This window comes from Pseudogulbenkiania subflava DSM 22618 (assembly GCF_900177275.1).
Lineage (GTDB): Bacteria > Pseudomonadota > Gammaproteobacteria > Burkholderiales > Chromobacteriaceae > Pseudogulbenkiania > Pseudogulbenkiania subflava.
On sequence record NZ_FXAG01000035.1, the window covers coordinates 1 to 19,275 of the forward strand.

Annotated in this window: 11 protein-coding genes and 1 rRNA gene; 5 read left to right on the top strand and 7 right to left on the bottom strand. The window is 62.8% G+C overall.

The window, feature by feature from the left end; translation table 11 throughout:
• The first annotated feature begins 16 nt into the window (after positions 1 to 16).
• From B9N72_RS21285 to B9N72_RS20025, 3 genes are all read left to right on the top strand, one after another.
• On the top strand, positions 17 to 2,914 hold the full coding sequence (locus tag B9N72_RS21285; RefSeq protein WP_234986073.1) for an Ig-like domain-containing protein: 2,898 nt from the start codon (positions 17 to 19) through the stop codon (positions 2,912 to 2,914).
• 95 nt (positions 2,915 to 3,009) lie between these two features.
• Positions 3,010 to 3,540: a YbhB/YbcL family Raf kinase inhibitor-like protein gene (locus B9N72_RS20020; RefSeq protein WP_234986075.1), complete on the top strand. Its 531-nt coding sequence runs from the start codon at positions 3,010 to 3,012 to the stop codon at positions 3,538 to 3,540.
• Positions 3,541 to 3,699: 159 nt separating this feature from the next.
• The gene (locus B9N72_RS20025) at positions 3,700 to 4,719 is read left to right on the top strand and encodes an AI-2E family transporter (protein ID WP_085277933.1); all 1,020 of its coding nucleotides are present in this window, start codon (positions 3,700 to 3,702) and stop codon (positions 4,717 to 4,719) included.
• 222 nt (positions 4,720 to 4,941) lie between these two features.
• Here the strand turns inward: B9N72_RS20025 and dnaE are convergent, their stop codons facing one another.
• The 6 genes from dnaE to B9N72_RS20055 form a co-directional block, all read right to left on the bottom strand.
• Complete coding sequence (gene dnaE / locus B9N72_RS20030; protein WP_085277934.1) at positions 4,942 to 8,385, bottom strand: DNA polymerase III subunit alpha; 3,444 nt, start codon at positions 8,383 to 8,385, stop codon at positions 4,942 to 4,944.
• 273 nt (positions 8,386 to 8,658) lie between these two features.
• Positions 8,659 to 8,904: a PhaM family polyhydroxyalkanoate granule multifunctional regulatory protein gene (locus B9N72_RS20035; protein WP_085277935.1), complete on the bottom strand. Its 246-nt coding sequence runs from the start codon at positions 8,902 to 8,904 to the stop codon at positions 8,659 to 8,661.
• Positions 8,905 to 9,126: 222 nt separating this feature from the next.
• On the bottom strand, positions 9,127 to 11,409 hold the full coding sequence (locus B9N72_RS20040; protein WP_085277936.1) for an NADP-dependent malic enzyme: 2,283 nt from the start codon (positions 11,407 to 11,409) through the stop codon (positions 9,127 to 9,129).
• A gap of 163 nt (positions 11,410 to 11,572) precedes the next feature.
• Positions 11,573 to 12,898, bottom strand: coding sequence for a TRAP transporter large permease (locus B9N72_RS20045; protein ID WP_085277937.1), 1,326 nt, complete (start codon positions 12,896 to 12,898; stop codon positions 11,573 to 11,575).
• Positions 12,895 to 13,512: a TRAP transporter small permease gene (locus tag B9N72_RS20050; RefSeq protein ID WP_085277938.1), complete on the bottom strand. Its 618-nt coding sequence runs from the start codon at positions 13,510 to 13,512 to the stop codon at positions 12,895 to 12,897. Before B9N72_RS20050 ends, B9N72_RS20045 begins: the two co-directional genes overlap by 4 nt.
• A gap of 69 nt (positions 13,513 to 13,581) precedes the next feature.
• The gene (locus B9N72_RS20055; RefSeq protein WP_085277939.1) at positions 13,582 to 14,586 is read right to left on the bottom strand and encodes a TRAP transporter substrate-binding protein; all 1,005 of its coding nucleotides are present in this window, start codon (positions 14,584 to 14,586) and stop codon (positions 13,582 to 13,584) included.
• Between the two features lie 153 nt (positions 14,587 to 14,739).
• On the opposite strand from B9N72_RS20055, the gene B9N72_RS20060 reads away from it, so the two are divergent.
• Complete coding sequence (locus B9N72_RS20060) at positions 14,740 to 17,058, top strand: PAS domain S-box protein (RefSeq protein WP_085277940.1); 2,319 nt, start codon at positions 14,740 to 14,742, stop codon at positions 17,056 to 17,058.
• 18 nt (positions 17,059 to 17,076) lie between these two features.
• On the opposite strand, the gene nadB is transcribed toward B9N72_RS20060, so the two are convergent.
• Positions 17,077 to 18,651, bottom strand: coding sequence for an L-aspartate oxidase (gene nadB, locus B9N72_RS20065; protein ID WP_085277941.1), 1,575 nt, complete (start codon positions 18,649 to 18,651; stop codon positions 17,077 to 17,079).
• Between the two features lie 478 nt (positions 18,652 to 19,129).
• Here nadB and B9N72_RS20070 point away from each other — a divergent pair.
• Positions 19,130 to 19,275, top strand: a 16S ribosomal RNA gene (locus tag B9N72_RS20070); the annotation flags it as partial.

Genomic DNA, 19,275 nt, shown 5'->3' on the forward strand with positions numbered 1-19,275 from the left:
CGAACAGGTGACGCCGGTGGGCAACCTCACCGACAGCGGCACCATCGGCTTCAGCGACGTCGATCTGAGCGACACGCACAGCATCAGCCCGACCATCACCGCCTCGACGGGGGCGCTGGGCAGCCTGACGGCCAGCGTCACCACCGACACCACGGGTAGCGGGACGGGCGGGGTCATCACGTGGAATTACAGCGTGGCGGCATCGGCGGCGGAATACCTGGGCAAGGACGAGACCAAGGTCGAGCACTTCACCCTCACGCTGGACGACGGCCACGGCGGCACGGTGGATCGCACCATCGACGTGACCATCACCGGCACCAACGACGCGCCGGTGCTCGACGCGAGCAAGTCGCCAGTGCTGAGTTCTGTCGGTTCGAGTACTGGTGCGCCCACTGGCGCCGTCGGTACGTTAGTTTCGGCACTGGTTGATTTTGCAAGTCCTTCAGGTCAGGTCGACAACGTTACTGATGCTGATTCCGGTGCTTTGCTTGGCATCGCTCTTACGGGGACGTCGGGAGGTGGTACGTGGTACTACTCCACCAATGGGGGTACCTCGTGGTTGACGGTTGGAACCGTATCCAACGCTCAAGCCTTGTTACTCGCGGCAGATGCGAATACTCGCGTTTACTATCAGTCCACCACTGCGGGCACTGTTACCAACGCAATCACCTTCCGCGCATGGGATCAGACCAGCGGTACCGCAGGCAGCAAGGTGGACACTGCCACCAATGGCAACGCGGCAGCGTTTTCAACCGCTACGGATACCGCCAACATCACGGTGACGGCCGCCGACACCATCGCGCCGACGGTGACTGTGACAAGCACCGCCTTGGGCAATACGGTTAACCCTACCTCGACCTCGATGGTCACCTTCCAGTTCTCCGAGGCAGTTACCGGTTTCGACCCGAGTGTTATTTCGGACGTCACGGTGACACGAGGGTCCCTTAGCAACATCACACAGATTGATGGCGATACGTGGACGGCAACTTTGACAAGAACCGCTAACGGTGCAGTCAAGGTTGATGTCATTGCTAGTAGCTATACGGACTTGGCTGGTAATACTGGCGGAGGAGGGAGCTTTGGACCCTTCCCCGCAGGCGTAGCGGGTGAGCCCATCAACTTGGCTCTTCCTGAACCGCATTCGGATCCGAGTCAAGTTGTTACCATCACGGTAGCTGGCGTTCCGTTGGGGTGGGTTCTGAACGCCGGAACCAACAACGGTGACGGCACATGGACCGTGCAGACCAGCAACCCCAGTTCGTTGGCCGTTACCACCCCGGCCGACTTCGCCGGCGCCGTGGTGCTCGGCATCAGCATGAGCTGGATCAACGCAGACGGAACGACTGGTTCGATGTACGTTGCCGACAATGTCGAAGCCTACGCCCCCGGTTCGCCGATCTTCGCCGTGTCGGCCGACGATCACCTTACCGGTTCGTCGGGACACGACCTGTTTGTGTTCGCTCAGCCAATAGCCCATGACACCATCCACAACTTCGACGCTGCTGCCGACAAGATCGACCTGATCGGCTTTACCGGCATCAGTGGCTTCGCCGATCTGGTGATTACCAACGACGCCAACGGCAACACGGTGATCACCACCGGGGCGGGACAGACGATCACGGTGCTGGGGGTCGATGCTGCGGCCCTGGGGGCGGGCAACTTCGTGTTCAACGAAGAGCCGCACATGGTCAACAGCGGCACCATGATGATTGCCGACGGGGCGATCCTGCCCTTGGGCGGGGTGGTAGATAACAGTGGCACGATCGTGCTGGGCTCCACCGGCAGCGAGACCAATCTCGAGGTTCTGGTCGAAAGCGCCACGGTGCAAGGCGGCGGAAAGGTCGTGCTGTCCGATAGTAGCCAGAACATCATCTTCGGTGGTGCCGCCAGCGCCACGCTGGTGAACGTGGACAACACCATCAGTGGCGCCGGGCAGATCGGTGCCGGGCAGATGACGCTGGTCAACCACGGAACGATCGTCGCCGACGGTAGCCATGCGCTGGTGATAGACACCGGCAGCAATACCGTCAGCAACAGCGGCCTGCTGGAGGCCAGCGGTAGTGGCGGACTGTTGGTGGCTAGCGCGCTGGATAACTCGGGCAGCCTGTGGGCGAATGGTGGCGCCATGACGTTGCAGCAGGACGTCAGCGGCCATGGTAGCGCCTTGATCAGCGGCAGCGGCCTGATCGAGTTTGGCGCGGCATCCGACGTCAACGTCGGTTTTTCCGACGGTGCCAGCGGTATGCTGGCGCTGGGCCACGCAGGCGAGTTCTCGGGAACAGTGGTCGGCATGGAGAACGGCGACAGCTTGGCCTTGGGGGATGTTACCTTCGGTTCCGGAACACATGGCGCCTACACCGCCAACGCCGCCGGGACCGCTGGGGTGCTGGAAGTGAGCGACGGAGTGCATAGCGTGCTGGTGACCCTGGTGGGCCAGTATTCCACCGGCGACTTCCAACTCGTGGCGGGGCAGAACGGCAGCACGCAAGTCATCAGCCATGCCGCTGACAGTGGCGTCGTGCTGGGCGGTGCCGGCAACGATGTGCTGACCGGGACGGCCGGCAACGACGTCATCGTCGGCGGGGCGGGCAGCGATACGCTCACGGGCGGTGCAGGCAGCGATACCTTCATGTTCCTGAAGAGCGACGCCGGGGCGGTGGATCAGATCACCGATTTCGACGTCCGTGACGGGGGCGATGTGCTGCACATCGGTGAGTTGCTGGCCGGTTACAACCCCGCTGAGGCAACACAGTTCCTCAGCCTGCGCGAGGTGGACGGCAACACCGTGGTCAGCATCGACCGCGATGGCGCCGGCTCGCTGTATCACATGCAGGATCTGGTGGTGCTGCAAGGAGTGACCGGGCTGGATATGACCACGCTACTGAAGCATGTCGATACCAACCCATTGCCGTGATGCCGGAGCCCAGCGGTACGTGTCGCCTTCTCGCTGATTCTGTCTTCGGGGTGCTACAACTCTACTAAGGCAGTGTTGTGGGGCAAGGAGGCGGCATGACGTGCCGGGGAGTGTGGCTGGCCGCTCTGGCCGGCGTGGCGATGGAGGTAGGGGCGATGGGACTGCAACTGACCTCCCCGGCGTTTGCGCCGGGGGCGAGCGTGCCGGCACGTTATACCTGCGATGGGGTGGATGTCTCGCCGCCGCTGGCGTGGCAGGGTGCACCCGCCGGCACGCGCTCGTTCGTGCTGATTGTCGACGATCCGGACGCACCGGACCCGGCGGCGCCGAAGATGACCTGGGTGCATTGGGTGCTGTACAACCTGCCGCCGGATCGCCACGAGTTGGCCGAAGGCGCCTCGCAGCATCTGCCGCCGCAGGTCGGCCAAGGGTTGAACGACTGGCAGCGCACCGGCTGGGGCGGGCCGTGTCCGCCGATCGGGCAGCACCGCTATTTCTTCAAGCTCTACGCCCTCGACACGGTCCTGCCGGATCTGGGGCATCCCGCCAAGCATCGGCTGGAGCAGGCGCTGCAGGGCCATGTGCTGGGCGAGGCGCAGCTGATCGGGGTGTATCGCCGGCCATGAGCGCGGGCGGTGCCGCTCTGCGTCGTCGGCTCTTCCGTGCTGGAGCTGTGCGCTTCCGCCGTTTCCGCTCGCACCCCATTGTGTTTCTTCCCGCTCCCGCGACATACTGCGGTCATTTTCGCCCGCTATTCCTGGCGGGTAACGACCGCAGAGGACGGCATGCCCAATAGTTTGAACCGAACCGACCCCGTCGAGCTGGCCAGCTACCTGCTGGCCGGCACGACGTTGTATGTCGTGCTGCAGTTTCACTTGCTGGCCGCCCTGATTGCCGGCTTGCTGGTGCACGAGCTGGTGGCGCTGGCGGCGTCTCAGGCGCATCTCAACCGCATGGCTGGGCATCGCGCCCGCGCCGTGGCGGTGCTGCTGCTGTCCATTCTCATCATCCTGCTGCTGGTCGGCTTCTCGTTCGGCGTGATGTCGATCTTCCACGGCGAGACCGGGGCGGTGCCGGCCATCCTGCAGAAATCGGGTGAAATCGCGGTGCTGCTGCGCCAGCAACTGCCGGGCTGGCTGGCCGAGCATTTGCCGAACAACAGCGACGAGCTGAAGAACATGGTGAGCCGTTGGCTGACCCAGCATCTCGAGGAGCTGCGCCTGGTCGGCGGGGCCGCCGGGCGGGGCGCGGTACTGGTGCTGATCGGCATGGTGATCGGGGCGATGGTGGCGCTGTCCGAGTCGCTGCACCGCGACCGCAGCGGGCCGCTGGCGCTGGCGCTGGTGCGCCGGGCGGCCGGCCTCGCGGCCTCGTTCCGCAAGGTGGTGTTCGCCCAGGTGCGCATTGCCGCGCTCAACGCCTTCCTGACCTGGTTGTTCCTGGGGGTGGCCTTGCCCTTGGCCGGCACCCCGCTGCCGCTGACCAAGACCCTGATCGCCATCACCTTCCTGGTCGGGCTGTTGCCGGTGATCGGCAACCTGATCTCCAATACCATGATCGTGGTGGTGGCCATGTCGCAATCACTGGGGTTGGCAGTGGCGGCGCTGGTCTTCCTGGTGGCGATCCACAAGCTGGAATATTTCCTCAACGCCCGCATCGTCGGCTCGCGCATCCAGGCGCGCTCCTGGGAAATCCTGCTGGCGATGATTGTGCTGGAGGCGGTGTTCGGCCTCCCCGGCGTGATCGCGGCGCCGATCTATTACGCCTACCTCAAGGCCGAGCTGAAGGCCACCGGCCTGGTCTGAGTTCCGGTGGACGACGACGCTTGCGGGGACGGCGACGTCATGGCAACAAAAAGCCGGGTGGTCGTGACCACCCGGCTTTTTGTCGTGCTTCGGCCAACGTTGGCCGAAGAGCGCATTCACTGGCTTACCACAGCACCTTCACCGCCTGCTCGAGTCCATGAGGATTCCGAGCACCGCCAGCACTCAAGATGCGAAGGCGTAGTCGCCTAATGGGATAGGCTCTTACCACAGCACCTTCACCGCCTTGTCCCCCAGCCAGTCCTGCAACGCCAGCAGCAGTCCGTCGTCCAGACGCACCCCCCATTCCGGCGGCAGCAGCAGGTCGCCCCTGGCCAGTCCGTTGTTGTAGCTCAGCCGCACCGGGCAGCCGGCGTCTTCGCTGCGGAACGGGCTCAGCGTGGTGCGCAGCCGCGCTACGTCGGCGTTGCCGTTGATCTGCAGCGCCAGGCTGCGGGCGTAGCGGCTGCGCGCCTCGCCCAGCTCGTAGATCTTGTCGGCGATGATCCTCAGGCCGCCGTTGAAACTGTCCTCGCTGACCTTGCCCTCAACCACCAGCACCGTGTCTTCGCGCAGCTTGGCGCGGTTGGCGTCGAAGCTTTCCGAGAACACGCTGACCTCGCGCTTGGCGCTGCCGTCGTCGAGCTGGATGAACGCCATCTTGCCGCGGTTGCCGACCTTGGTGCGCAGGCCGGTGACGAAGCCGGCGATCAGCTGCGGCTCCTTGCGCGGCGTGATGCGCGACAGCGGGGTCTTGATGAAGCCGCGCACCTCCTTCTCATAGGCCGAGAACGGGTGGCCGGACAGGTAGTAGCCGATGGCGAGCTTTTCTTCGGCCAACTGCACCGCCGGCGGCCACGGTTTGACCTCGACCATCTCCACGGTCGGCGCGCTGTCGGCGTCGAACATGTCGAACAGCCCGCCCTGGTTGGCGTTGGCGGCTTCCTGCTCGGCCGCCTCCATGGCGAGGCCGACGTTGGCGAACAGCTTGGCGCGGTTGGGTTCGATCGCATCGAAGGCTCCGGCGCGGATCAGCGATTCGATGGTGCGCTTGTTGACGGTGCGCTTGTCGGTGCGGCGGCAGAAATCGAACAGGTCGGTGAACGGCCCCCCCTCCTGGCGCACCGCGACGATATGATCCACCGCCGCCTCGCCGGTGCCCTTGACCGCGCCCAGCGCGTAGCGGATATGCTGGCGGTCCACCGGCACGAAGCGGTAGAAGCTCTCGTTGACGTCCGGCGGCAGGAACTTCAGCTTGTTGGCGATCGAGTCGTCATAGAACACCTTGAGCTGGTCGGTGTTGTCCAGTTCCGACGACATGGTGGCGGCCATGAACGCGGCGCAGTGGTGCGCCTTGAGCCAGGCGGTCTGGTACGACACCACGGCGTAGGCGGCCGTATGCGACTTGTTGAAGCCGTACTCGGCGAACTTCGCCATCAGGTCGAACAGCATCTCGGCCAGGGCCGGGTCATAGCCCTTGATCTTGGCGCCCTCGGCGATCTTGCCGCGGTGTTCCGCCATTTCCTCCGGCTTCTTCTTGCCCATCGCGCGGCGCAGCATGTCGGCGCCGCCCAGCGTGTAGCCGCCGATGATCTGCGAGATCTGCATCACCTGTTCCTGATACACGATCACGCCATAGGTCGGGTCGAGACAGGCCTGCAGGTCGGGGTGGAAGTAGTCCACCTCCTGCTTGCCGGCCTTACGCAGGATGAAGTCGTCCACCATGCCGGAACCGAGCGGGCCCGGGCGGTAGAGCGCCAGCACGGCGATGATGTCTTCGAAACGGTCGGGTTTGAGCTTTTCCAGGAGCCGCTTCATGCCGTCCGATTCAAGCTGGAACACCGCCGTGGTGTTGGCCTTCTGCAGGATCTGGTAGGCGGCCGGGTCGGTGAACTCGAGCAGGTTAAGGTCGGTGTCGAAGGCCGGGTCGAGTGCCTTGATGTACTTGACCGCCAGTTCGATAATGGTCAGGTTGCGCAGGCCCAGGAAGTCGAACTTCACCAGGCCGATCTGCTCGACGTCGTCCTTGTCCAGCATCGAGACCGGCACGGCATCGTCGCCCGCCGCCTGGTACACCGGGCAGAAGTCGGTGATCTTGCCCGGCGCGATCAGCACACCGCCAGCGTGCATGCCGATGCCGCGCGTCAGGCCTTCCAGCTTCTTCGCCAGCTCCCACAGCTCGCGTAGCTCTTCCTCGTTCTCCAGCCGTTCTTTCAGAATCGGCTCCATCTCGACTGCGTCGTCGAGCGAGTACTGCTTGCCCGGCGCCGCCGGGATCAGCTTGGAGACGCCGTCGCAGAACATGTAGGGCAGGTCGAGCACACGGCCGACATCGCGCACCACGGCCTTGGCCGCCATGGTGCCGAAGGTGGCGATCTGGCTCACCGCCTCGGCGCCGTACTTCTGGCGCACGTACTCGATGACGCGGTAGCGGTTGTCCTGGCAGAAGTCGACGTCGAAGTCAGGCATCGACACCCGTTCCGGGTTCAGGAAGCGCTCGAACAGCAGCGCGTAGGCCAGCGGGTCGATGTCGGTGATGCCGAGCGAGAAGGCTACCAGCGAACCGGCACCGGAACCTCGTCCCGGGCCCACCGGGCAGCCGTTGTTCTTGGCCCAGACGATAAAGTCGGCCACGATCAGGAAGTAGCCGGGGAAGCCCATCTGGATGATGGTGTCACACTCGATCTTCAGGCGTTCGTCGTAGCGCGGGCGCTCGGCGGCGCGCACCGCCGGGTCGGGGTAGAGCTTCTCCAGCCGCTTTTCCAGGCCCTCCTTGGAGAGGTGGACCAGGTAGTCGTCCAGCGTCATGCCTTCGGGAGTGGGGAAGTCCGGCAGGTAGTTCTTGCCCAGCTGCACCGTGATGTTGCAGCGGCGCGCGATTTCCACCGAGTTCTCTAGCGCTTCCGGAATGTCGTGGAAGCGCTCGATCATCTCCTCCGGCGACAGGAACGACTGGCATTCGGCAAAGTTCTTCGGCCGGCGCTTGTCGCCCAGGGTGTAGCCCTCGGCGATGCACACCCGCGCCTCGTGCGCCTTGAAGTCGTCGGCATCCATGAACTGGATAGGGTGCGTCGCCACCACCGGCAGCCCGGTTTCGCCGGCCAGCCACAAGGTCTGCTGCACCACGCTCTCGATCTGTGGGTTGTCGAGGCGCTGCACTTCCAGATAGAAGTTGTCCGGGAACAGCTCGGCCCAGTAGCGCGCACGCCGCTCCGCCACGTCGCGCTGGCCGTTGGCGAGCGCCATGCCGACATCGCCCAGATGCGCGCCGGAGAGGCAGATCAGCTGGCTGTTGTCGCCGCTCTCCAGCCACTCGCGCTTGAGTTCGGCACGGCCGCGGTACTGGTTGTGCAGCACCGCCTGCGTCAGCAGGTCGCACAGCCGCAGGTAGCCGGCGCGGTTCTTGGCGGTGAGCAGCAGGCGGGCGGGCTTGTCGCGGTCGTCGTCGTTGCTGATCAGCGCATCGACCGAGACGATGGGCTTGATGCCGTTGCCGCGGCAGGCCTTGTAGAACTTGACCATGCCGAACAGGTTCATCAGGTCGGACATGCCGATGGCCGGCATGCCGTGCTTCTTGGCGCGCTTGACGGCGTCGTCCAGACGCACGATGCCGTCGTAGACGGAGAATTCGGAGTGGAGTCGCAGGTGGACGAAACGGGGAGGATTCATCCTGGCATTTTATTCCAGTTCACCTGATAAACGACAACTTTGTCGGCAGTGTTGCCGCTGACTGCGTGCCAATCTTTGATTGGCTCAGCGATGGATTTGCATGCAGAGATTCGCTCCGCGAGCGCGTGCCGTGCTATTGGTACGGTCTGCGGCCCGGCCGACTTGTCTTCGCGTTCTCGTTTCTCATGCTTTCTGGAATGGGCGCTTGCCGGGGCGCGGCACCATCGCCGCGCGCGCTCCAGGTTGGCCGAAAGCGCGGCCAGCCCGGTGCGCTCAGTGATCCTTCGGCTTCATCGCGGCCAGTCCGGCCTTCTGCATCTCCAGCGCCTTGATCTGCATCGCCAGCATGCCCAGATTCATCGTCAGCCAGCCTTCCACCACACGCAGCTCGGCCATCTTGCGGTCGATCTCCTCTTCGGTCAGCGGTGGCATGAAGGGCTGGGCGGAGGAGGGGGCGGCGTTCTGCCAGAATTGGCGGAACATGGCGAAGGGGTCGGCAGGATTGAAGTCGGCGCTCATGGGGGCTCCTTGGACGAACCTGTTCGGGGTCTGGCGCGAGCGGCCCCCTGTGGGGTGAAGAGCAGCACAGGAACCGGAATGGACAAGTGGTCCATGAGGATTCCGCGCCGCGCATGAGTCCCGATCAGGGACGCGCAGCAAGACCATGAACAGGTTCTAATGACAGAAACAAAAAACGGGCGACATCACGTCGCCCGTTCAGTATAAGCCAGTTGAACCCGATTAGTTCTTGCAGGCCGCCTGCGCATCCACGGCAGCCAGGGCCACCATGTTGACGATGCGGCGTACCGACGAGATCTGGGTCAGGATGTGGACCGGCTTCGACATACCCATCAGGATCGGGCCGATGGTCACGCCATCCGACGCCGACACGCGCAACAGGTTGTACGAGATGTTGGCGGCTTCCACGTTCGGCATCACCAGCAGGTTGGCCGCACCCTTGAGCGTGCTGTCCGGCATGGCCTGGTGGCGGATGGCCTCGACCAGCGCCGCGTCACCCTGCATTTCGCCGTCCACTTCCAGTTCCGGCTGAGCCTCCTGGATCAGCGCCAGCGCCTCGCGCATCTTGCCGGCCGATTCGATGCCGCTGGTGCCGAAGCTGGAGTTGGACAGCAGAGCCACCTTCGGCGCGATACCGAAGCGCTTCACCGATTCGGCCGCCATGGCGGTGATCTCGGCCAGTTGCTCGGCGGTCGGGTTCGGGTTGACGTAGGTGTCGGTGATGAAGATGTTGCCGGTCGGCAGCATCAGCGCGTTCATCGCACCGGCCACTTTCTTCTGGTTGGCGTAGCCCAGCACGTTCTCGACGATCTCGAAGTGCTGACGGTAGGCACCGTAGGTACCGCAGATCAGCGCATCGGCCTCGCCGCGACGCACCATCAGCGCGCCGATCAGCGTGGTGTTGCCGATCACGCGGCGACGAGCCTGTTCCTGGCTCACACCCTTGCGCTTCATCAGCTGGTAGTACTCTTTCCAGTACTCGTTGAAGCGCGGGTCGGATTCGTTGTTGACCAGCTCGAAGTCCTTGCCCGGGGTCATCTTCAGGCCGAGACGTTCGATACGCTTCTCGATCACCGAGGGACGGCCGATCAGGATCGGGAAGGCCAGACCCTGCGACACGATTTCCTGGGTGGCGTGCAGCACGCGTTCGTCTTCGCCTTCGGCCAGCACCACGCGCTTCTTGTCGGTCTTGGCCTGCGAGAACACCGGCTTCATGAACAGGTTGGTCTTGTAGACGAACTGGGCCAGCTGCTCGACGTAGGCGTCGAAGTCGGCGATCGGGCGGGTGGCCACGCCGGAGTCCATGGCCGCCTTGGCCACGGCCGGGGCGATCTTGACGATCAGGCGCGGATCGAATGGCTTCGGAATCACGTATTCCGGGCCGAAGGACAGTTCCTGGTCACCATAGGCCGAAGCCACCACGTCGCTCTGCTCGGCCATGGCCAGGTCAGCGATGGCGCGCACGGTGGCGAGCTTCATCTCTTCGTTGATGGTGGTTGCGCCGACGTCCAGCGCACCGCGGAAGATGAACGGGAAGCACAGGACGTTGTTGACCTGGTTCGGATAATCGGAACGGCCGGTGCCGATGATGGCGTCCGGGCGGACTTCCTTCACCAGCGGCGGCAGGATTTCCGGTTCCGGGTTGGCCATCGCCAGGATCACCGGGTGAGCCGCCATCGACTTCACCATCTCCTGGGTCACCAGCTTGGGACCGGACAGGCCCATGAAGATGTCGGCGCCGACCATGGCGTCCGCCAGTTTGCGCTGACCGTTATCCTTGATGGCGAAACGTTTCTTCGATTCATCCATCTTCTCGTCGCGGCCCTCGTAGATCACACCCTTCGAGTCGCAGACGGTGATGTTTTCGCGTTTCACACCCAGCGCCACCTGCAGTTCCAGGCAGGCGATGGCGGCCGCGCCGGCGCCGGAGGCGACTACGCGGACCTTGGAGATATCCTTGTTGACCAAGCGCAGCGAGTTCAGCACGGCGGCAGCGGCCACGATGGCGGTGCCGTGCTGGTCGTCGTGGAACACCGGGATGCCCATGCGCTCACGGCACTTCTTCTCGATGTAGAAGCACTCCGGCGCCTTGATGTCTTCCAGGTTGATGCCGCCGAAAGTCGGCTCCATCGAGCAGATGATGTCGACCAGCTTGTCCGGGTCGTTTTCATTCAGCTCGATGTCGAACACGTCGACGCCGGCAAATTTCTTGAACAACACCCCCTTGCCTTCCATCACCGGCTTGCCGGCCAAGGGACCGATGTTGCCCAGGCCCAGTACGGCGGTGCCGTTGGTGATCACAGCGACGAGGTTGCCGCGCGCGGTGTACTTGTAGGCGTTCAGCGGGTCTTCGACGATCGCGTCACACGGTGCAGCCACGCCCGGGGAGTAGGCCAGGGCCAGATCGCGCTGGGTGGCCAGCGGCTTGGTCGGAGAAACCTGAATTTTGCCCGGCTGCGGGAACTGGTGGAAATCGAGTGCGTTTTGACGCAATTGCTCATCCATCTGGGAGCTCCTGATTTTCTTAGGTATCTTTAAGGGGGTGTGTGTCGTGTCGTGTGGTCCGACATTATAAGGGCACTAGGGCTAACCCTGTAAACGGGATGTAGTGACGCCATGCAAATACGCGATGGAGAGGCCTCCATCGCGTTGTCAGACAAAATACAATTTACATCATGCCGAGGGTTCTAGGCAGCCACAGCGAGATGCTGGGCATATAGGTAATGGCTATCAGGAACGCCAGCATGGTCAACAGCCATGGCCATACCGCCACGGTGAGTTCGGTAATGCCCATCTTTGTGATGCCCGAGGCCACGTACAGGTTCAGCCCCACCGGCGGGTGGCACAGGCCGACTTCCATGTTGACCGCGATCAAGATGCCGAAGTGCACCGGGTTCACCCCCAGCTTCATCGCTACCGGGTACAGGATAGGCGCCATGATCAGCACGATCGCTGCGGGGTCCATGAAGTTGCCGGCAGCCAGTAGCAGCACATTCACCACGATCAGGAAGGCCACGATGCCCAGGCCTTGCGCCGTGATCCAGGAGGCCATGGCCTGCGGAATCTGCTCGGAAGCCATCAGGAAGGAGAACAGCACCGCGTTGGTGATGATGTACAGCAGCATCGAGCTCATCGAGGCGGCGTTGATCAGCACCTTGGGCATGTCCTTCAGCGACATGTCCTTGTAGACGAACACGGCGATGATGAAGGCGTAAACAGCGGCCATGGCGGCGGCTTCGGTCGGAGTGAAGATGCCGCTGTAGATACCGCCGATCACCAGCACGATCAGCAGCAGCCCCCACACGCTTTCACGGAAGGCCTTGATGCGTTCGCCCCAGGTGGCCTTGGGCAGGCGCGGGTAGTTGTTTTTGCGAGCTCGATACCAGGTGGTCACGCCCAGCAAGAAAGACAGGCACAGGCCGGGCAAGACACCTGCCATGAACAGCTGGCCAACCGAAGGGGTGGACACCGGCATTCCGTCAGGCCCGGTGGCTTGCATGCCGGCCGTGGCGATGGAATACATCACCAGGTTGATGGACGGCGGGAACAGAATGCCCAACGCCCCCGACGTGGTGATCACGCCGGCACCGAAGCGCTGCGGATAGCCATGTTTGACCATGGCGGGCAGCATGATGGAGCCGACCGCGACCACGGTGGCGACCGACGAGCCGGTAATGGCGGCGAACAGGGCGCAGGACACCACGCCGGCCAGACCCAGGCCGCCATACCAGTGGCCCACCAGTGTGGTGGCGAAATGGATCATCCGCTTGGCGACACCTCCATGCATCAGGAAGTTGCCCGCAAGAATGAAGAACGGAATCGCCATGATCTCGAACTTCTCGATGCCGGTGAACAGCTTCAGCGCCACCGAAGAGATCGGGACATCGGTCATGGTGAACAGGAAGGTCAGTACCGTCAGACCCAGCGAAATGGAAATCGGCATGCCTGTCAGCATCAGGGTGAGCAAGAGGCCGAAAATGATCAGGGTGCTCATTGGTTTTTGCCCTCGTGCGAGAGGTAGTGTTTGCCCTCGTGAGCGAGGTCATGCGGGTACAGGTTGTCGAGGTCTTCGTCGCCCTCGATCCCTTCCACGTGGCCGTGATCGTGTTTCGGCAGGACACCGGTCCGTACGAAGTTGAAGGCGACCTGCAGGAAGCGGAAGCACATCAGATAAGAGCCGCACGGAATGGCCAGGTAGACCAGCCACATCGGGGCTTCGAGGTCCGACGAGGTCTGCTGGGTCTGTGCAATTTCAAGGACGAAGTTGGCGCCCAAGGTGCCGATCACGCCGGTGAACAGAGCACCGGCCAGCAGGCCGAACACGATGAACTTGGCGCGGTTCTTGTCAGAGAGGCGATTGATCAACACGTCGACACCGACATGGATGCCGGTGCGCACGCCGTAGGCCGCACCGAACTTGGCCATCCACACGAACAGATAGATGGTCAGTTCCTGCGCCCAGGCCATATTGATATGGCTGAAGATGGGGTTCAGGAAGGCGACGCCGGAGCCGTAACGATGCACAACGGCGGCAAATGTCACCAGGGTAGCTGCGGCCATGAGGAACGCAATCAGCCATTCCTCGAGATGGTCGAGAATTTTCAGCATTGAGTATCTCCCGATAGATCAGAAAAAAAGCGCCCTGCCTGGACGAGCAGGGCGCTTTGGGGGACAGGGTTATTTGGGAGCGACGTAGCCGGTTTCTTTTTCTACCGACTTGAGCAGATCCTTGCCGACACGGTCGGCCATCTTCTCGTGCACTACCTGCAGGGTTTTCTTGAACGCGGCTTTCTCGGCCGGGGTCGGGGTATAGACCTGGGTCTTGCCGGAGGCCTTGATCGCGGCAATCGCCTTGTCGCTATCCTGCTTGGCCAACTGCAGCTCGTACTTGGTGGTGTCCTTCATGGCACCTTCCAGGGTGGTGCGGACATCCGCCGGCAGGCCGTCCCAGAATTTCTTGTTCACCACCACGGCGTAGCCGAGATAGCCGTGCCCGGTCAGGGTCAGTTGCTTCTGCACTTCATAGGCCTTGCTGGTGTAGAGGTTGGACGGCTCGAGTTCGGTGCCGTCCACCACGCCGGTCTGCAGCGCCTGGTATACCTCGGAGAACGCCATCACCTGCGGCAGGGCGCCCAGCGTGCGCATTTCTTCTTCCAGTACCTTTGAGCCCTGGATGCGGATCTTGGTCCCCTTGAGGTCGGCCGGGGTGCGGATCGGCTTGTTGGACGAGAAGTTCTTGAAGCCGTTGTCCCAGTAGGCCAGGCCCTTGATGCCCTTGCTCTCCAGCTTGCTGAACAGCTGCTGGCCGATCGCGCCCTGGGTCACCTTGTGGACTTCGTCATAGTTGTCGAACAGGTAGGGCAGGTCGAACGCCTCGAACTCCTTCACGCCCATCGGGCCGAACTTGGCCAGGCTGGGGGCCAGCATCTGCACGGCGCCCAGTTGCAGGGCTTCCAGTTCTTCCTTGTCCTTGTAGAGCTGGCTGTTCGGGTAGACCTGTACCGAAACCTTGCCCTTGGTGCGTTCTTCGGCCAACTTCTTGAAGTATTCGGCCGCCTTGCCCTTCGGGGTATCCGGAGCGACGACGTGGCTGAACTTGATGACGATTTGGCCGGCGGCGTGGGCCATGCCGGTCATGCCGAAGGTGGCACCGATAACCAGAGCGGCAATTTTCAGTTTCATTGAAAGTGTCTCCATGAGATGCGTCGATTTTATGAATGCTGCCCTTGTTGTCGGGCCGTCATTACGGTGTAAAGTAGAAGGCAAGCCGTTCCCGATCCATTGGGGAATTCAGCATTAGGGAAATCCCTTACCCCTCTGTCATTGCCCCGAGCCATGCCCAAATCCCGCTCTCCGCGCTTCCTGCTGCTGACCACCGTCGGCTCTCTGCTGGCCCTGATCACGGCCTTGTCCGGCATTGTCTACCTGGTGTACCGCGACTGGATGGAAGGGCAGCAAGACAGCCTCATCCAGGAGGTGCTGTGGCTCGATCAGTCGTTGCGGCTGCACCTGGAAACGCATCGGGAGTGGGCCGAGAATGCCGCCAACGATGTGTCGGGGCTGCGCATCAACGGTTACCAGTTCCAGCAGAGCGCCCGCCTGCTGCTGCGCGAGAACCCCGAGCTGCTCGAAGCGGAGCGGGTGGATGCGCGCGGCCGCGTGCTGTGGGATACCCGCCGCGTCAACCTGCCCGGCGACGTGCTGAGCGGCGCAGCCCATGATGCCTTGTGGCGTGCCAGCAAGCTGATGAGGGCGGCCTACGGTGAGGCCTATCGGGGGCGGGACGGCAAGTACCGCTTCGACATGGCCGTGCCCATCATCGTCGAAGGCGAGTACGTCGGCGGCATTCGTCTGGTCTATCAGATGGAGGGGCTGCTGTATAACCAGGTGCCATGGTGGATCGCTTCCAAGTACCTGATCAGTATCCAGGACCTCGGGGGCAAGGTGCTGGCCAGCCGCTTCGACGAGGCCGAGCAGCCGGGCACGCTGCAATATCAGATCAGTTTCGACCCTCCCGGCCACGGGCTGACCCTGCGCGCAGCGGAGTATCGCAGTGCGATGGGTCTGACCCTGCCGGTGCTGGTGGTGGCGGTGGTCACCCTGGTGCTGGCGCTGCTGTACTCGGTATGGCGCATTCGGCGCCACATCCGCGAGCGTTCGGCGGCGGAGCGTGCGTTGGAGCTGGAAATGTCCCTGCGCCAGGCGATGGAAGACAGCATGAAAAGCGGCCTGATGGCGCTGAGCGCGAGCGGCGAGATCGTCCGCGTCAACCGGGCGTTCTGTGCCATGTCCGGCTTCGGCGAGAACGAGCTGGTCGGGCAGTCGCCGCCGCACAGCTTCTGGCCCACCAACGAATACCCCTTGCTGCACGACACCATCGCCGCCGTGTTGCGGGGGTTCCAGCCCGAACACGGTTTCGAGGTCCCCTTCGTCACCAAGAACGGCGAAGCCTTCGAAGTCCGTCTCTTCGCCACCCCGCTCGTGGAGCGCGATGGCAGCCAGCGCGGCTGGATCTGTTCGATGTACGACATCACCGAGCTGAAGAAAAAGCGCCTGGCGCTCAACGCGTCGCACCAGCGCTTCCTCACCGTGCTGAACGGGTTGGACGCCGGCGTGTGCGTCACCGACAAAGGCGGGAGCCAACTGCTCTACGCCAACCCGACCTTCAGCCATTTGTGGATGAAGGACGAGCCCGATGCCGACTGCTGCCTGTTGCTGCCGAGGCTGCCCGAGGGCGGCGAAGAGGGGGCCGAGAACCAGCACCTGGAGTTCACCTCGGATGGCGGCAACACCTGGTTCCAGATCCATCGGCGCCGCATCGAGTGGGTCGACGGCCAGGAGGCCTGGCTATCAATCCTGACCGACGTCACCGAGCTGCGCCAGCGCGAAGCACGCGAACGCGCCCAGGAGGAACGTTTCCAGAACACCTCGCGCCTGATCGCCATGGGCGAGATGGCCTCCAGCCTGGCGCACGAACTGAACCAGCCGCTGTCGGCGATCAATACCTACTCGTCCGGCCTGCAGCGGCGCCTGCCCCCTGATCTCGAACTGCCCAAGGGCGTGCGCGAGGCGATCCAGGCCATCTCCGAACAGGCGCGCCGCGCCGGGCAGATCGTCAACAGCATCCGTGCCTTCGTGAAGAAGCATGCGCCGCAGCTTGAGCTGGCCGACCCCGCCAAGGTGGTCGGGCGTGCCATCGGCCTGGCCGAACCGATGGTGGTCAAGCACGGCGTCAGCCTGCTGCTCCAGCCATCCGAATCCGTCTGCCGTCTGGAAATGGACCCGGTCCTGATCGAACAGGTGCTGCTCAACCTGATCAAGAACGCCGTCGAGGCCATGCGCGATGCCGAGACGCGCCGGCCGCAGGTGACGGTGCGCTACGGCGCCGATGCCGGCTATTGGCGCGTGGAAGTGGCCGATAATGGCCCGGGGTTGTCCGACAGTATCCGCAGCAACCTTTTTACCCCGTTCTATTCCAGCAAGCCCGATGGGCTCGGCATCGGCCTCAACATCTGCCGTTCGATCGTGGAATTCCACCGTGGACAGTTCGGTGTCGAGCGCTCCGCCGACGGCGGCTGCGCGTTCTGGTTCACCCTGCCGCTCGCCGCGCTGGAGCGGGAACAAAAAACGGCGCCCGCTGGCGCCGTTCGCTGAGGGAGCACTGTCCGCCGTTCAGTTTGGCGTCAGCACCGTCTCCTGGCCTTCGGCCAACGTGTTGGGGTAGTCGCGGCTATAGTGCAGGCCGCGGCTTTCCTTGCGCAACAGCGCCGAACGCACGATCAGCTCGGCCGTCTGCACCAGGTTGCGCAACTCGATCAGGTCGTTGCTGACGTGGAAGTGGCTGTAGTACTCGTTGATTTCCACGCTCAACAGATTGATGCGGTTGAGCGCCCGCTCCAAACGCTTGTTGGTGCGGACAATGCCGACGTAGTCCCACATCGCGCGGCGCAGTTCGTCCCAGTTGTGCGAAATCACCACTTCCTCGTCCGGGTCGGTCACCTGGCTGTCGTCCCAGTCCGGGATGTCCGGCAACGAGATGCCCGTTGCCGCCAGGATATGCTCTGCCGCTGCCTTGCCGATCACCATGCATTCCAGCAGCGAATTGCTGGCGAGCCGGTTGGCGCCGTGCAGTCCGGTGCAGGCCACTTCGCCCACGGCGTACAGGCCCTCGACGTCGGTGCGCCCCTTCAGGTCGGTCACCAGTCCACCGCAGGTGTAGTGCGCCGCCGGCACCACCGGAATCGGCTGCTGGGTGATGTCGATGCCGAGCTCCAGGCAGTGGGCGTAGATATTGGGGAAATGCTCCTTGATGAAGCTGGCCGGCTTGTAGGAAATATCCAGATGCACGCAATCCAGGCCATGCTTCTTCATCTCGAAGTCGATGGCGCGCGCTACCACGTCGCGCGGCGCCAGTTCTGCACGCGGGTCGTGCTTGGGCATGAAGCGGGTGCCGTCCGGCAGACGCAGGATACCGCCTTCACCACGCACCGCCTCGGAAATCAGGAACGATTTGCTATGCGGGTGGTAGAGGCAGGTCGGATGGAACTGGATGAACTCCATATTTCCCACCCGGCAGCCGGCACGCCAGCCCATGGCGATGCCGTCACCGGTCGCGGTATCCGGGTTGGTGGTGTACAGGTACACCTTGCCGGCGCCGCCGGACGCCAGAATGGTGTGCTGCGCCGCAATCGTCACCACCTCGTCGGCCTGCTTGGCCAGGGCGTAGGCGCCGTAGACTCGCTGTCCTTCCAGTCCCAGCTTGGCGGAAGTAATCAGGTCGATCGCAATGTAATCTTCCAGCAGTGTGATGTTCGGATGCGCCTTGATCTTCTGTCCCAGCGTCGTCGTCACCGCCGCGCCGGTCGCGTCCGCCGCATGAATGATACGGCGATGGCTGTGCCCACCTTCGCGGGTCAGGTGGTAGCCGGTCTCGTGCGTCTCATCCTTGGTGAAGGGCACCCCCAGTGCAATCAGCCAGTCGATCGCCTCCTTGGAGTGTTCGACAATATAGCGCGTCGTCTCCTCGTTACAGATGCCGGCGCCGGCGATCAGCGTGTCCTGAATATGCTCCTGTACCGAATCATCGGTATCGAGAACGGCGGCAATGCCGCCCTGAGCATAGCTGGAACTACCCTCCAGCAGATCCCGCTTGGTGATCAGGCCCACCTTGCGGCGTTCGGCAAGGTGCAAGGCCAAGGTCATGCCGGCCAAGCCACTGCCAATGATAAGAACGTCAAACTTCAGCATAGAGCGTCATCCACCCGAGTGTGAGCGTGTACATAGAATCAAAGGGTCAAGCCTAGCAGAATCGATGCCGTTCGCGCAGCCGACTTGCGCGACATAATCGGAGCGGCATGCATCAGCAGGGTCCTGCTGATGCGTACCCTGACCGCTATTTGTGTCGAGCTGCTTGCCTGATTCGGTGCTGCCCTCCATGTCGTTCTGCCCGTCGCGGGTTAGGAGGGTATTTAATATCAAAGGCTTACAATTATTGCGGCGGTTTTCTGTCATTTTTCTGCAAAAAGGCGTTGACGGGGGTGGGGTCGGGGCGTATAGTTCGCCTCCTCAGCTGACGAAGCAAACGAAACAACCCAGTCAGCACCGCTCTTTAACAGACAGAATAACCGATAGGTGTGAGTGCTCGGCAAAGCCGACACTTGCACTGCAAGACAGGAAGTATCTCGATATTTCTTTGATCTTGCGTGCCAAAAATTGCTATGAGATTGAACTGAAGAGTTTGATCCTGGCTCAGATTGAACGCTGGCGGCATGCTTTACACATGCAAGTCGAACGGTAACAGGGGCTTCGGCCCGCTGACGAGTGGCGAACGGGTGAGTAATGCGTCGGAACGCACCGAGTAATGGGGGATAA

Excerpts from the sequence above, each read along its gene's own strand:
- B9N72_RS20020 (WP_234986075.1), top strand. The coding sequence starts at position 3,010 with ATGACGTGCCGGGGAGTGTGGCTGGCCGCTCTGGCCGGCGTGGCGATG.
- B9N72_RS20035 (WP_085277935.1), bottom strand. The coding sequence starts at position 8,904 with ATGAGCGCCGACTTCAATCCTGCCGACCCCTTCGCCATGTTCCGCCAA.
- nadB (WP_085277941.1), bottom strand. The coding sequence starts at position 18,651 with ATGCTGAAGTTTGACGTTCTTATCATTGGCAGTGGCTTGGCCGGCATG.
- B9N72_RS20025 (WP_085277933.1), top strand. The coding sequence starts at position 3,700 with ATGCCCAATAGTTTGAACCGAACCGACCCCGTCGAGCTGGCCAGCTAC.
- dnaE (WP_085277934.1), bottom strand. The coding sequence starts at position 8,385 with ATGAATCCTCCCCGTTTCGTCCACCTGCGACTCCACTCCGAATTCTCC.
- B9N72_RS20045 (WP_085277937.1), bottom strand. The coding sequence starts at position 12,898 with ATGAGCACCCTGATCATTTTCGGCCTCTTGCTCACCCTGATGCTGACA.
- B9N72_RS20040 (WP_085277936.1), bottom strand. The coding sequence starts at position 11,409 with ATGGATGAGCAATTGCGTCAAAACGCACTCGATTTCCACCAGTTCCCG.
- B9N72_RS20055 (WP_085277939.1), bottom strand. The coding sequence starts at position 14,586 with ATGAAACTGAAAATTGCCGCTCTGGTTATCGGTGCCACCTTCGGCATG.
- B9N72_RS20050 (WP_085277938.1), bottom strand. The coding sequence starts at position 13,512 with ATGCTGAAAATTCTCGACCATCTCGAGGAATGGCTGATTGCGTTCCTC.
- B9N72_RS20060 (WP_085277940.1), top strand. The coding sequence starts at position 14,740 with ATGCCCAAATCCCGCTCTCCGCGCTTCCTGCTGCTGACCACCGTCGGC.